The 13,080-nt window shown below is 69.2% G+C and carries 11 protein-coding genes and 1 tRNA gene; 4 read left to right on the top strand and 8 right to left on the bottom strand.

Translation table 11 applies throughout. The features are described 5' to 3' along the window. The first annotated feature begins 5 nt into the window (after window positions 1-5). Window positions 6-2,204, top strand: a complete 2,199-nt coding sequence (locus ACW173_RS08045; protein ID WP_492084442.1) for a 3-hydroxyacyl-CoA dehydrogenase NAD-binding domain-containing protein — start codon at window positions 6-8, stop codon at window positions 2,202-2,204. Window positions 2,205-2,333: 129 nt separating this feature from the next. After that, entirely contained in the window at window positions 2,334-2,975 is a 642-nt protein-coding gene (locus ACW173_RS08040; protein ID WP_492084441.1) for a hypothetical protein, read from the top strand. Between the two features lie 12 nt (window positions 2,976-2,987). On the opposite strand, the gene ACW173_RS08035 is transcribed toward ACW173_RS08040, so the two are convergent. The 8 genes from ACW173_RS08035 to hemC all read right to left on the bottom strand — a co-directional run bounded on the left by ACW173_RS08035 (window position 2,988) and on the right by hemC (window position 10,892). Then, window positions 2,988-3,284 carry a hypothetical protein gene (locus tag ACW173_RS08035; RefSeq protein WP_492084439.1) on the bottom strand — a complete coding sequence of 99 codons (297 nt, stop codon included), beginning with the start codon at window positions 3,282-3,284 and terminating at the stop codon, window positions 2,988-2,990. Window positions 3,285-3,532: 248 nt separating this feature from the next. Further along, window positions 3,533-5,281 carry a hypothetical protein gene (locus ACW173_RS08030; protein ID WP_492084437.1) on the bottom strand — a complete coding sequence of 583 codons (1,749 nt, stop codon included), beginning with the start codon at window positions 5,279-5,281 and terminating at the stop codon, window positions 3,533-3,535. Further along, window positions 5,278-6,297: a hypothetical protein gene (locus tag ACW173_RS08025; RefSeq protein WP_492084436.1), complete on the bottom strand. Its 1,020-nt coding sequence runs from the start codon at window positions 6,295-6,297 to the stop codon at window positions 5,278-5,280. Before ACW173_RS08025 ends, ACW173_RS08030 begins: the two co-directional genes overlap by 4 nt. 340 nt (window positions 6,298-6,637) lie before the next feature. Continuing rightward, window positions 6,638-6,713 (bottom strand) — tRNA-Thr (locus tag ACW173_RS08020). Window positions 6,714-6,754: 41 nt separating this feature from the next. Further along, window positions 6,755-8,311 carry a heme biosynthesis HemY N-terminal domain-containing protein gene (locus ACW173_RS08015; protein ID WP_492084435.1) on the bottom strand — a complete coding sequence of 519 codons (1,557 nt, stop codon included), beginning with the start codon at window positions 8,309-8,311 and terminating at the stop codon, window positions 6,755-6,757. Further along, window positions 8,308-9,189, bottom strand: a complete 882-nt coding sequence (locus ACW173_RS08010) for a COG4223 family protein (RefSeq protein WP_492084433.1) — start codon at window positions 9,187-9,189, stop codon at window positions 8,308-8,310. Before ACW173_RS08010 ends, ACW173_RS08015 begins: the two co-directional genes overlap by 4 nt. A 43-nt stretch (window positions 9,190-9,232) precedes the next feature. Then, a complete protein-coding gene (locus tag ACW173_RS08005) occupies window positions 9,233-9,919 on the bottom strand; it encodes a uroporphyrinogen-III synthase (protein ID WP_492084432.1) in 687 nt (228 codons plus the stop codon). 4 nt (window positions 9,920-9,923) lie between these two features. Beyond that, window positions 9,924-10,892, bottom strand: coding sequence for a hydroxymethylbilane synthase (hemC, locus tag ACW173_RS08000; protein WP_492084430.1), 969 nt, complete (start codon window positions 10,890-10,892; stop codon window positions 9,924-9,926). A gap of 71 nt (window positions 10,893-10,963) precedes the next feature. On the opposite strand from hemC, the gene tsaD reads away from it, so the two are divergent. Continuing rightward, window positions 10,964-12,073, top strand: a complete 1,110-nt coding sequence (tsaD, locus tag ACW173_RS07995) for a tRNA (adenosine(37)-N6)-threonylcarbamoyltransferase complex transferase subunit TsaD (protein ID WP_492084429.1) — start codon at window positions 10,964-10,966, stop codon at window positions 12,071-12,073. Next, window positions 12,070-13,065, top strand: a complete 996-nt coding sequence (locus ACW173_RS07990; protein ID WP_492084427.1) for an NAD(P)H-dependent glycerol-3-phosphate dehydrogenase — start codon at window positions 12,070-12,072, stop codon at window positions 13,063-13,065. Before tsaD ends, ACW173_RS07990 begins: the two co-directional genes overlap by 4 nt. Window positions 13,066-13,080: the final 15 nt, after the last annotated feature.

Genomic DNA, 13,080 nt, shown 5'->3' with positions numbered 1-13,080 from the left:
ACACCATGGAAAACTTCAAGATCGAGGTCGATTCCGACGGCGTGGCCCTGGTCACCTTCGACGTGCCCGGCCGCTCGATGAACACTCTGACCGCTTCGGTCATCAAGGAAATCGGCGAGGTGGTCGAGACCATCAAGTCGGACGCCGCCATCAAGGGCGCCGTCATCACCTCGGGCAAGGCCAGCGGCTTCTGCGCCGGCGCCGACCTGGGTGAGCTCGGCGGTTCGGGCGGTCTGGGCGGTGGCAAGCCTGGCGAAGAGGGCCTGAAGGCCGCCTTCGAAGCCGGCTTCGCCCTGAACAAGGCGTTCCGCGCCCTGGAAACCTGCGGCAAGCCGGTGGCCGCGGCCATCAACGGCCTGGCCATGGGCGGCGGTCTCGAGATCACCCTGGCCTGCCACTATCGCGTGGTCGCCGACAATCCGAAGATCCAGCTGGCGCTGCCGGAAGCCAAGGTCGGCCTGCTGCCGGGCGCCGGCGGCACCCAGCGTCTGCCACGCCTGATGGGCGTGATGGCCGCCGCGCCGTACCTGCTGGAAGGCAAGTCGATGAAGCCGGCCGAGGCGCTGGCCAACAAGGTCGTGCACGAGGTCGTCCCGGCCGACCAGGTGGTCGAAGCCGCCAAGACCTGGGTCAAGACCAAGGGCGACCCGGTCGCCCTGTGGGACAAGAAGGAGTTCAAGCTCCCGGGCGGCGGTCCCTACACCCCCACCGGCAGCCAGGTCTTCATCATGGGCAACGCCATGCTGCGCAAGCAGACCTATGGCAACTATCCGGCCCAGCTGAACATCATGAAGGCGGTCTATGAAGGCACGCAGGTGCCGTTCGACGCCGCGCTGCGGATCGAGACCCGCTACTTCCTGAAGACAATGATGTCGCCGCAGGCCAAGGGCATGATCCGCACCCTGTTCCTCAGCCTGCAGGAACTGGGCAAGGGCTCGGGCCGTCCGGCCAACGTGCCGCCTTCGGAAGCCAAGAAAGTCGCCGTCCTGGGCGCCGGCATGATGGGCGCGGGCATCGCCTACGTCCAGGCCATGGCCGGCATCGAGAGCATCCTGATCGACCAGACCCAGGAAGCCGCCGACAAGGGCAAGGCCTACGCCGAGGGCTTGGTGAAGAAGGCTGTCTCCCGCGGCAAGATGAGCGCCGAAAAGGGCGAGGCCGTCCTGGCCCTGATCACCCCGACCACCGACTATGAGCTGGTCAAGGGCAGCGATCTCGTCATCGAGGCCGTGTTCGAGAACCGCGAAGTGAAGGCCGAGGTCACCAAGAAGGCCGAAGCCCAACTGGCCGACACCGCCATCTTCGGCTCCAACACCTCGACCCTGCCGATCACCGGGCTGGCCAAGGCCTCGGTGCGCCCGAAGAGCTTCATCGGCATCCACTTCTTCTCGCCGGTCGACAAGATGGGCCTGGTCGAGATCATCATGGGCGAACAGACCTCGCAGGAGGCCCTGGCCAAGTCGATCGACTACGTCCTGAAGATCAAGAAGACCCCGATCGTCGTCAACGACAGCCGCGGCTTCTACACGTCGCGCTGCTTCGGCACCTTCGTGCAGGAAGGCCTGGAGATGATGGCCGAGGGCATCGCGCCCGCCATCATCGACAATGTCGGCCGCGCCACGGGCATGCCGCGCGGTCCGCTGGAAATGAACGACGACGTCGCGCTCGACCTCTCCTACAAGATCGGCGAGCAGACCAAGAAGGACCTCGGCGACAAGTACGAGGAGCGCCCGTTCGCCCCCGTGCTGGAGAAGATGGTCGTCGAGATGGGCCGCCTGGGCCGCAAGAACGGCAAGGGCTTCTACGACTATCCGGAGAACGGCCAGAAGATGATCTGGAAGGGTCTTGCCGACCTGATGCCGGTGACGACCAAGGAGGCCGACGGGACGCTGATCCAGGAGATCCGCACCCGCCTGCTGTACCGCCAGGCAGTTGAAGCCGCCCGCTGCTTCGAAGAAGGCGTCATCACTGACCCGCGCGAGGCCGATGTCGGCGCCATCCTGGGCTGGGGTTTCGCGCCCTGGACCGGCGGCCCGATCAGCCTGATCGACGGCGTCGGGGCCAAGGCCTTCGTCGAGACCTGCGATCGCCTGGCCCAACAGTATGGCAAGCGCTTCGCGCCGCCGGCCCTGCTGCGCGAGATGGCCGAAAAGGGCGAGACCTTCTACGGCCGCTTCGGCGTCAAGGCGAAGGAAGCGGCGTAAGCCTCCTGCCCCAAGACTGAATGAGAGAGGCCCGGCGGAAACACCGGGCCTTTTTCTTGTCCTGCACGGCCACGCTCGCGCCGTATCGCCCGCCTACCCATATCCAGCGCCGCAGCGCCTGGAGAAACCATGAACACGGCGATCGCCATCGGAACCTGGCGATGCCCCTCACGGCGGGATCTGCGGCGCGACTTCGCGACCCTGGGCGCCGTCCTGGCCGCCCACGTCGCCGTACTCCTGGCCTTGGTGTCTGGCGCGCACTGGATGCCCCAACTGGTCGAACCGCCGGTTATCGAAGCCGAACTGCTGGATGCGCCTAGGCCTGCAGCCAAGACGCCCGCGCCATCGCCGATCATGCCGGCGAGACCCGCTTCGAGCCTGCTCAAGCCGCCGGCGCCCGTCAGCGTCCGGGCCGCTCCCACCGCCAAGCCTTCAGGCCCGCCGGGCATCGTCGCTCCGCCCGGCTTCACCGCCCGCAAGCTGGTCGAACAGAGCGACCAGACCCGCGACAGCCTGCGTGAAAGCCTGGGCTGTCGGCACGAACAGACCGCGGCCTTGAACCGCGACCAGAAAGCCGCCTGCGCCGAAGCCGACGGCCTGCGCTCCCGCACCGCACCGATGTACGCGGCCATAGACCCGGACAAGAAAGCCGCTTTCGACGGCGACTGCGCCAAGGACGACGAGTGGTGCCTCTACCGTGTCGGCAAGGGTCCCTATCCAGGCATCTTCGCCCTGGGCAAGAAGAAGAAACGCAAGGGCTGGGACGACTAGGACTTGCCCCCCTTAGGACTTGGAAACGTCCATGCCCAGCGTCGGTCCGATGCCATCCGGATGGTCACCAAAATAGCGTCCGCCGCGCTGCTGGGCGACCTTTTCCAGCCGGCTGCGGAAAGCGTCGTCCAGCTGCAGGGTCGGCGCATCCTCGGGATCCTCGCCGTCGTCGAGCGGGATCGACGCGGCGATCACCTGCCTGAGCCGTTCCCCGAACCGCTCGTCGTCAGCCGAGCCAGGCTCGGGCGGATGTTCGAGAAAGCTCATGACTTCCTCGAGGGCGGTGTCGTTGTCGACGCGGTCGGACATGCGGTTGCTCCTTGTCCAATTTGAACGGCGCAGCCTCAGCCACGTTCCTGGCGATGTCCCACTTGAGGATTGCACGACCATCCGGTCGCGGCCGAACAACAAGGCAAGCGCCTAGATGATGGTGGTCTTGCCGCTGTTGGCGCCGACAAAAACAGTGTGTCGCCGAAACGGACACGCCCTCACGAAGGCGCGGGCCCGCCTAAGACCCATCGTCTCCTAAGCTCGCGGCGGCTTGAAACTTGACCACGTCATGGACAGAGGTAGCCGCGATAGGCGCCGGTGTCCGGATCCGGGGCGTCCAGGGCCCAGGAGTCCGGGGGGACGGCGCCGTTCTCGTAAGTTCGCACAAAGACGCCGGCGGCGAACTGTGTGGTGAAGGGCCTGACCGGAAGACCGGCGAACTCCCAGCGACCGGCGCCGCCGCGCTGCACGGTGAGCGCGCCCGTGACGCCATTGGCGAACTTGTACCGGAGGGTCGCGCCTGGGGCCGTCCAGCAGGTTGAATAGGCGATGGCGCCCTTGGCGTCATAGACGTTGTAGCCGGCCGCGTTGCGGAAACTCCACTGGAAGAGATCCGGTGACTCGGCTGCCAGGGTCAGTCTGTAGGGCTTGGCCGCGTTCTGGCGACCGACCGCCAGCAGGTAGATCCCGTCCTTGGGCAGCACCGCGCTCAGCTTGGTCAGGTCGACGCCGTCGGCCTTCAGAATCTCATTGCCCTCGGGCGTGTAGAGCGTGATGGCGTGGCCGCCGGCCCCGGGCGCGCCGGCGCTGGCCTGCAGCACCGAGCCGGACTCACCGATGAAGGCGAAGAGATCGACGGCCGCCCCGACCTTGCCGGCCGGCCGCGCGATGGACTTGCCGACCTCGGCGGCCAGCACCCCCGGCGGCGGGGTGAACTTGGGCAGGACCGGCGGCGTGGCCGGCGGCTTGGGCGAGGGCTTTGTCGCCGGGAGCGCCGTCGCCTCGGCCGTCATGAGCTTGGCGGGAGGCGGCGCCGGACGCGGCGGCTCCCATTTAACGTAAGGTCGGCGATCCGTGTCGATCTTCAGCCGGTAGGACGTGACCGGTGGATCGCCTTTCGACCAGACGTTGACGACGTAGGTCCCCGCCGTCTTGATCGGCACGGAGAGCTGGCGCTCCGGGTTCTTCTGACTGGTGGTGGCGAGGTACCGGTTGTTGGGATCGGCGACGACAAGAATGATCCCCTTCGAGGCCTCCAGCATCTCCAGGCGCAACGTCTCGCCCGCCTCGAGCGGCACGGCCAGGTACTCGGTCTGGTTCAGGCTGTCACCGTTGTCGAGCATGTCGAGGTCGCTCTCGACGATTTGCGGCGCGGTTATTACGTGGGGGGTCTTCGCCGTCGTCCTGCGCCAGGGGGCGAGCACGCTCACAGCCGGGTCGCGCGGCTGACCCGGGTCGGGCTTCGCCGACGCCAGCAGCGGCCGGGCCGCCGCCGCCCGAAACGCCGGGTTGGCCGCCAGCGTCCGAGCATTGGCGGCGAAGGCCTCGGCCACCATGCCAGCGAGTCCGCCCGACCCACCCTTGCGTTCCAGCGCCTCGCGCGTGGACAGCCGTCCGATCTCGGCTCCGGTCGCGCGGTCGGTCAGGGTCCATTCCACCGCGACCTCGACCTTGCCGCTGATGGAGTCTGTGTTGCCGAAGCCGATATTGGGCAGGCAGGCGTCGACCATCGAGACACGGGCGATCCCCGCCACCTCGACGGACGCGGAGCCCGACGCATTCACCACCACCCCGGCCTTGGTCAGTTCCTCGCGCAGGCGCGCGTCGCTGTCGCCGGTGGTGAAGGCGCGGCCCGTCGCCGAGCCCGTCGTGGGACCTTGCTTGAGGCAGATCGCGCCGCCCTTCAGCACCGTGGTCGCCTGCTGCTCCAAGGGCGCGGCGGCCATCGGTTTCAGCGCGACGGTCAAGACCTGGGCCTGGGCGGCGCTCGCCACCGCGAGCGTCGCGGCGGCTCCGAACAAAGCGAGGCGGCTCATTGGGCGCGCCCCTGCTTGCGACGCTCGCGGAAGAAGGCCTCCGTATCGGCCTGGACCTTGGCGTTGGCCTGGGCGGTCTTAGCGGCGGTTTCGACTTTCTTTCTGGCCTCCTCGGCCAGGGTCTTCTTGACCTGCTCGTCCCAGACCTTGCCGGCGTCGCGCAGGCCGGTGTCGGTCTTGATGGTCAGGGCGGGCTTGCTGATCTGTGCGGGCGCCTTAGGGGGCGCGGTCGGCGGCGGGGCGGTCTTCGCCGTCGCGGCGGGCGCGTTGATCCGCATCTTGGCGTAACGGGCGCGGGCGGTGAGATCGTCGATCAGGTTGGGCGCGACAGCCTTGGTCAGGCCGGGCCACGGCGAGCGGGTCAGAGCAAAGCGCGTCGGATCGGACCGGTTCGCGTAGCTGTCCAGCCGGGCGGCGTAGACCTGGAACGGCTCGGGCCCGATCGCTTCGCAGCCCATGTTGGTGGTGTAATATCTCATGCCCTGGCCGCGCATCCATGTGGCGTGGGCCGAGTTGGCGTCGGCGAGCAGCTTGTGGAATTCGGCTCTGGTCGCTGGAAACGGCGCCTTGAACAGGTCGGTCACGAACTGTCTGGCCAGACCCTCTTCTGGCGCGACGCAATAATAGTACATCTCGCGCGGCAGGGCGTAGGGCACGCCATAGGCCGGCATCCAATTGACCTCTTCGAAGGTGTCGCCCGAGCGCGTCAGGAGTTCGAGCACATAGCGAGGCGCTCCCTCGGGACTTGCCTGGCAACCGGCGAAAGAGCGATGGATTGAGCTGTATTTTGTGGACAGGAAGGCGAACCACTCATCGGCCATCCGCGTACTGGACATATTGCCTTCAGCCTCGAACGCGAAGGCCTTGCTGTAGATGTACGGATTGGAGCCGCCTCGGCTTGAGGTGTACTCGCACCGCATGACCCAGCGGGTCTTGTCTTGCGCGGAAGCCTCGCCGGCCATCAGGGCAAGCCCCAGGACCATCAGCAACAGAATCCAGACTTCACGAAACCGCATCGCCCCTCCCGGCCGCATAACGATGGTCCCTCGGACGCCTTAGTGGACGATCAGGAACAGGAGGGTCAACACCGAGACCATGGGGGCGCCGCGCGCCCTGTTTCAGCGCGTCAGACTATCTATGGCAAAAAGCCGAGCCAGTTTTGGCAAGTGAGCGATCTTCCTAAGGAAAACAAAAGGCTCAAACTGCCCACATCCAAAATAGTCGAACTTCCGAAGGATTGTCCGCGCGGCGACTTCGGCGAGGATTACAATCTTTTGTCGTGCTTTCGCAGAGCTTCCACGGCGACTGAGCACGTCAGTTTCCGCATCTGGATCTATAATGAAATCGGAGCAAAAGTGGTGCCGCCTAGGTGACTCGAACACCTGACCTACGCATTACGAATGCGTCGCTCTACCGGCTGAGCTAAGGCGGCCCACGCACCCCGAAGCAGCTGCCCCGGAGCGAAGGGAGCGCCTATTTAGCGGCGCGCGAGCCACTTGCCAAGCGCCGTCTTGCACCAGAATTGCGACGCGGCGCCGGACCGCCCCCGGGAGGGTCGTCGATCGGGTCTAAAATGGGCGGCGCATCGAACACGCCGGGGTCGTCCGGGATGGGCATCAGGGCCCCGCCGGTCTCGGCCGCGCGGATGAACGGCGTCGATTTCGCGTAGTCGGCATAGGCCGAGGGGAGCTCGGGCAGGTCGTTCATCGTCCGCTCGCGGCGCTCGTGGCGCGGATGGATCAGCTGGCCAGTCTCGGCGTAACTGGACGCCAGGCGGGCCCAGTCCTCGCGCTGATAAGCGAAGGCGCGGCCTTCTGGATCGAGATCGGACCAGTCGGGCTCCTGCGGAGCCTCAAGACCCCGGGCGATCCAGGCCCTGGCCTCGTCGGCGTCGGCATTGGCGGCGGCGACTCGGGCCATCAGGCCGGCGAATCGTGCGGTTGGAGCTTCCTGGTCCAGCAGGCGGGCGGCGGCCCGGGCGGCGACCGGATCATTGCCGATCAGGGCGCTCTCGACACGCAGCATGCGGCTTTCGCGAGCCTCGGGCGTCATGGCGGCCAGGGCGGCCAGGCGTTGGGCGCGGGCCTTGGGCAGTTCGTTGGTCTTCAGGTCGCGATAGGCCAACCACAACGCTGGGTGCGGTTCGGCTTTCCAGGCGGCCTCGATCAGGTGGCCGGCCTTGGCGACCTTGCCGTCGTCGGCCAGCAGGCGAGCGGCCATGACCACGCCGGGCGCGAAGTCGGGTTTCAGCTTCACCGACTGGGTGGCGAAGTCCAGCGCCTGGGCGCGGGCCTTCGGGTCAGCTGAGTCTTCCAGGCTGGCGGCCGAGGCCGCGAGCAGGGCCGCGCGACCGCGGTCGGCCACCACCGGCGAAACGATCTTGCGCTCCAGAGCGCCCTGGACCAAGTCCAGCGCGGCGGCCCAATCGCCGACCTCCAGCCGGGCCTCCAACAGAGCGCGCCAGGCCCAGCGGGCGGTGCGGGCCAAGCCATAGGCGGTCTCGGCGTGGCGGACGGCGGCCGCTTTATCGCCCTCGGCGTGGGCCGCCTGCATCAGGCCGCGCAGACCGGCCAGCCGCATCTCGGGAAAGCCGAGCATGGCGTTATAGGCGCTCTTGGCCGCGCCGCGATCGCCGGCGGCCTCGGCCGCCTGGGCCGCCAACACGCGGACCAGGGCCGGGGCGTCCTCGGCCAGCTCGGCGGACTTCTGGGCCAAGCGGCGGGCTTCCGAGCCATCACCCGCGGCCACCGCGAGAAAGCCGCGCGATAGGGCCTCGATCGCCTGCTTGCGCTTGGCCTCGGCGCGGGCGCGGGCCGCGCGACGCGGGGCCTCGACGATCCAGATCACGCCGCGCCAGACCAGGGTGAACAGCAGGGCCGAAAACAGGGTCAGCAGCGCCGCCGTGGCGGCGGTCATCTCGATGCGCCAGCCCATCCACTCCAGCGCGGCTCGGCCGGGCTCACCGGTCAGGGCCAGGACCCCGACCGCGACGGCGGCGACCAGAAAGAGGGCGAAAGCGACGCGCGTCATGGAGTTGTCCGCGAAACACGCGACAGGCCGGCCAGGGCGTCCGCGCGGATGGCGGCGACATGGCGGTCGATCTCGATGCGGCGGCCGGCGGCGTTGAACCACGGAGCCAGCACCTCTCGGGCCGGATCCGGCAGGGCGTCCAGCGCCTGGACCGCGCCCTCGATGTCGCCGTCGTCCAGAAGGGCTTGGCCACGCGCCAACATGGCGTCGGGCGTCGAGCCCTTGGTCGAACCCACATGGCGGATCGAGACGATGCTGGCGAGCGCGTAGCGGACGCGCGAGAACAGGTCGGCGTCGGGGCCGGGATCGCGGGCGGCGCTGGCGGCGCGGCCGGCCAGATTGCCGAACTGGATGGCCAGACCCGCGCGGGTCGGCGCGCCGCGCTCGGACAGGGTCTCAAGGGCGCGCAGATCGGGCGACGACGGCAGCACGCGTTGCAGGCCGGACAGTTCCTGACCGAACGGGCGCGAAGTCTCGGTCGCCTCGGCCAGGGCCGAGACCGCCAAGGCGGCCACGGCGGCGTCGGTCACGCCCTTCTGACCACTCTCCAGGGCGGTGATTCGGCCGTCCAGACGCTCGACGTCGGCGGCCGGCGGGGCGACGGCCGTGTCGCCGCTCTCGACAGGCAGGGCGGCGCCGCTGGCGATGCGGTCGGCGACCGGGCGTACGCTGGGCGTGGCCGAGACCGCGCCATCGGCGGCCTTGCCCTTTGGCTTGAACAGGGTCGGACCATAGTGGGCGACGCCGGCGCCCAACGCGACGCACAGCACGCAGAGCGCCAGCCACAACCAGACACCCGGTCCCATCACGCGTCGGCGGGCATAGAGCGCCGGATCGCTGGGCGCGACGATTTCAGCGGGATCAGGAGCGGCGTTCATGGCCCATTCGTGCCCCACGCGGTCGCGCCGCGCAACGTCGCGCTTAAGCCGAGAGCAGCTCCAGCAACGCGGATTCGTCCGGGCGCGGCGCGAAGGTCACAGACTGGAGTCCAGCGATACCCCGCAGGGGCTGGGCGACGGCCTCGGAGAGACAGAGGACGCGCAGGTTCGCCGCCGGCTTCTCAAGCAAGATCGCCGCCAGCGCCCGAGCGCCGCGCGGCGAATGCAGAAGTGTCGTCAACGGAGCATCCAGCCGCGCCAGGGTTTCGGCCGACGGGGCGCGTTCAAGCGTCTCGTAGACGCTGACACCCTTGGCCATCACCCCGCGATCTCGAAGCATGCCGACCAGATCGCCGGCCGGCTCCTTGGCCCCCGCCCACAGCACCGGCCCCGAGGCCCCGGCCGCGATCAATTCGCACAGGTCCTCGACGTCGCCGTCAGCGCTGGAGACGGCCGCGAAGCCTTCGTTCTGGGCCGCCCGCGCAGTGGCCCGCCCCACGGCGAAGACCGGCAGACCGCGTTCGTCCGACAGTCGCACGAAGGCCTCGACGCCATTGGCGCTGGTGAAAGCCAGGGCCGTGACTTGGGAAAGATCGATCTGCGCGTCCAGCGTCTCAACCCTTAGGAGAGGGTCGACGACGGCCTCGAAACCCAGAGCCGCGACACGCTCGGCCGTGGCCAGGGCGCCGGGACGGGCGCGGGTGATCCAGACCGGCGCGCCCGCATCCATGCCGCTACTCCGGCAGCAAGATGGCGTCGCCGCCCTCGGCGCGGACCGCGGCGCCGAGCCGCAGGCCCAAGGCGCGGGCCTCGGCCACGTCGTCGGCGCCCGAAAGGATCGCTTGGCCTTGGCGGCGGAAGCGTCGCGCGCCATCCGGGGTCAGGGCCTCGACGATCATGGTCAGGCGCAAGCCGTCCAGGACCGCGCGGGCGCCGATGGCGGTGCGGCACGAACCTTCCAGGGCGTAAAGCGCCCCGCGTTCGGCGGCGACGGCGATGGTGGTCTCGCGGCAGCGGACCGCTTCCAGCCACGGCGCGTTGATGTCCTCGACTCTCGTCTCGATAACCAGCGCGCCCTGGCCCGGCGCGGGCGGCGCGGCGTTGGGGTCGAGCCAGCTCTTGGTGATGTGACCCAGGCCGAGGCGGTTCAAGCCTGACTGAGCCAGCAGGATGGCGTCGGCCTCGCCACGCTCCAGCTTGGCCAGGCGGGTGTCGACATTCCCGCGCAGCATGACGATCTCGAGATCGGGCCGCACGTGCAGGGCTTGCGCTTGCCGACGGAGCGAGGCGGTGCCCAGGCGCGCGCCCTTGGGCAGGTCCTCCAGCCGTTCGGCGACATGGCTGATGAAGGCGTCGCGAGGATCCTCGCGCTCGGGCGTGGCGGCCAGAACGAGGCCCGGCGGCAGCTCGGCCGGCATGTCCTTCAGCGAGTGGACGGCGCAGTCGATGCGACCATCGAGCAGGGCCTCCTCGATCTCCTTGGTGAAGAGGCCCTTGCCGCCAATCTCCATCAGGCGGCGATCCTGGATGCGGTCGCCGCTGGTGACGATCGGGATCAGCGGGGCGGCGGCCTCGATCTCTGCCTTCGAAGCGCCCTCGGGGACGCCCAGAGCGTGCGCGATCCGCGCCTGCATCAGCCCCGATTGGGCCAGGGAGAGCTTGGAGCCGCGCGCGCCGATGCGGATGGGAGGTTGCCGGGACACGGTCGGAACGTTACCTGCGGAGACGAGATTTCATCTTCGCTGCTACAGGAGCGGCGGGAAGCCCGCAACGAATGAAAACCCCTACGGATTCCGCCCTGATCATCCTCGGCCTCGAGACCAGCTGCGACGAGACCGCGGCCTCGGTCGTGCGCCGTGAGGCGGACGGGACGGTCACGGTGCTGTCCTCGATCATCGGCACCCAGTTCGAGATGCACGCCCCGTTCGGCGGCGTCGTGCCTGAGATCGCCGCCCGCGCTCACGTAGAGTCGATCGACGCCATCGCCGCCGAGGCCGTGCGCGCCTCGGGCCTGGCCTTCGACCAGCTGGACGGCGTGGCCGCCACCGCGGGGCCGGGCCTGGTCGGCGGGGTGATGGTGGGCCTGGCGTTCGGCAAGGCGGTGTCGCTGGCGCGCGGCGTGCCGCTGGTCGCCGTCAATCACCTGGAAGGCCACGCGGTCTCCGCCCGCCTGGGCGCGGACATCGCCTATCCGTTCCTGCTGCTGCTGGTCTCCGGCGGCCACTGCCAGCTGCTTGAGGTGGCGGGCGTGGGCGCCTGCAAGCGCCTGGGCACCACGATCGACGACGCGGCCGGCGAGGCCTTCGACAAGATCGCCAAGAGCCTGGGCCTGCCCTATCCCGGCGGTCCGGCCCTGGAAAAGCTGGCGGTCGGCGGCGATGCGACCCGCTACGCCCTGCCCCGCGCTTTGCTGGGCCGCAAGGACTGCGACTTCTCGTTCTCGGGCCTGAAGACCGCCGCCGCGCGGATCGCCGAGACCCTCACGACCAACGAGGAGCGCCGCGATCTGGCCGCCGCCGTCCAGTTCGCCATCGCTCGCCAACTGTCCGAGCGAGTCGACCGGGCGATGAAGCTCTACAAGGAAAGCCACGCGAGCGAAGACCTGCGCTTCGTCGTCGCCGGCGGCGTCGCCGCCAATGGCGCGGTGCGCGCGGCCCTGTTGGCCGACTGCGAGAAGAACGGGTTCTCGTTCGCCGCCCCGCCGCTGGCCTATTGCACCGACAACGCCGCCATGATCGCCCTGGCCGGGGCCGAGCGGCTGGCCCTGGGGATCTCCGACGACCTCGACGCCGTCGCCCGTCCGCGCTGGCCGCTGGACGAGGCCGCGGCCGCGGCGCTAGCCAACCCCGCCAACGCCTACGGACGCAAGGGAGCCAAGGCATGACCTTTCACCACGTAGGCGTGATCGGCGCCGGGGCCTGGGGCACCGCCCTGGCCCAGGTCTGCGCCCGGGCCGGCCTCCAGGTCACCTTGCAGGCCCGCGAGCCCGAGGTCGTCACGGCCGTCAATGAGCGTCACGAGAACGCGGTGTTCCTGCCCGGCATCGCGCTGGAGCCTGGTGTCGAGGCGGTCACGGACCTGGCCGGCCTGGCCGACTGTGACCTGATCCTGGCGGTCGCTCCCGCCCAGCACCTGCGCGCGGCCCTGACCGCCTTCGCCCCGCACCACAAGGCCGGCGCGCCGGTTGTGCTGTGCTCCAAGGGCGTCGAGCAGGGCTCGCTGAAACTGATGACCGACGTCGCGGCCGAGGCCCTACCGGGCGCGCCGATCGCGGTGCTGTCGGGTCCCAGCTTCGCCGGCGAGGTGGCCCGCAACCTGCCCGCCGCCGTCACCCTGGCCTGCGAGGACGAGGCCCTGGGCCGCGCCATCGCCGAGGCCATCGCCATCCCGACCTTCCGCCCGTACACGGCCAATGACCTGATCGGGGCCGAGGCCGGCGGGGCGGTCAAGAACGTCCTGGCCATCGCCTGCGGCATCGTCGAGGGCAAGGGCCTGGGCCGCAACGCCCACGCCACGGTGATCACCCGCGGCTTCGCCGAACTGACCCGCCTGGCCGTGACCCTGGGCGCCAAACCCGAGACCGTCGCCGGCCTTTGCGGCCTGGGCGACCTGGTGCTCACCTGCTCCAGCCCGCAGTCGCGCAACATGAGCGTCGGCCTGGCCCTGGGCCAAGGCCTGACCCTGGAACAGGCCCTGGCCGGCAAGGTCTCGGTCGCCGAGGGCGTCGCCTCGGCCCCAGCCGTGCGCGCCCTGGCCCGCAAGGTCGGCGTCGAGGTTCCGATCTGCGAGGCTGTCGCCGCGATCCTGGCCGGCGAGGTCGCGGTCGACGCCGCCATCGCCGGGCTGCTCTCGCGCCCCCTCAAATCCGAAGCCTGACCTCATAAGGACCGC

The sequence above is a fragment of the Caulobacter sp. ALps2 genome (genome assembly GCF_058681635.1).
This window is presented reverse-complemented; position numbering and strand designations above follow the sequence as displayed.

Coding starts and splice junctions, on each gene's coding strand:
- ACW173_RS08045 (WP_492084442.1), top strand. CDS start 6: ATGGAAAACTTCAAGATCGAGGTCGATTCCGACGGCGTGGCCCTGGTC.
- ACW173_RS08040 (WP_492084441.1), top strand. CDS start 2,334: ATGAACACGGCGATCGCCATCGGAACCTGGCGATGCCCCTCACGGCGG.
- ACW173_RS08035 (WP_492084439.1), bottom strand. CDS start 3,284: ATGTCCGACCGCGTCGACAACGACACCGCCCTCGAGGAAGTCATGAGC.
- ACW173_RS08030 (WP_492084437.1), bottom strand. CDS start 5,281: ATGAGCCGCCTCGCTTTGTTCGGAGCCGCCGCGACGCTCGCGGTGGCG.
- ACW173_RS08025 (WP_492084436.1), bottom strand. CDS start 6,297: ATGCGGTTTCGTGAAGTCTGGATTCTGTTGCTGATGGTCCTGGGGCTT.
- ACW173_RS08015 (WP_492084435.1), bottom strand. CDS start 8,311: ATGACGCGCGTCGCTTTCGCCCTCTTTCTGGTCGCCGCCGTCGCGGTC.
- ACW173_RS08010 (WP_492084433.1), bottom strand. CDS start 9,189: ATGAACGCCGCTCCTGATCCCGCTGAAATCGTCGCGCCCAGCGATCCG.
- ACW173_RS08005 (WP_492084432.1), bottom strand. CDS start 9,919: ATGGATGCGGGCGCGCCGGTCTGGATCACCCGCGCCCGTCCCGGCGCC.
- tsaD (WP_492084429.1), top strand. CDS start 10,964: ATGAAAACCCCTACGGATTCCGCCCTGATCATCCTCGGCCTCGAGACC.
- ACW173_RS07990 (WP_492084427.1), top strand. CDS start 12,070: ATGACCTTTCACCACGTAGGCGTGATCGGCGCCGGGGCCTGGGGCACC.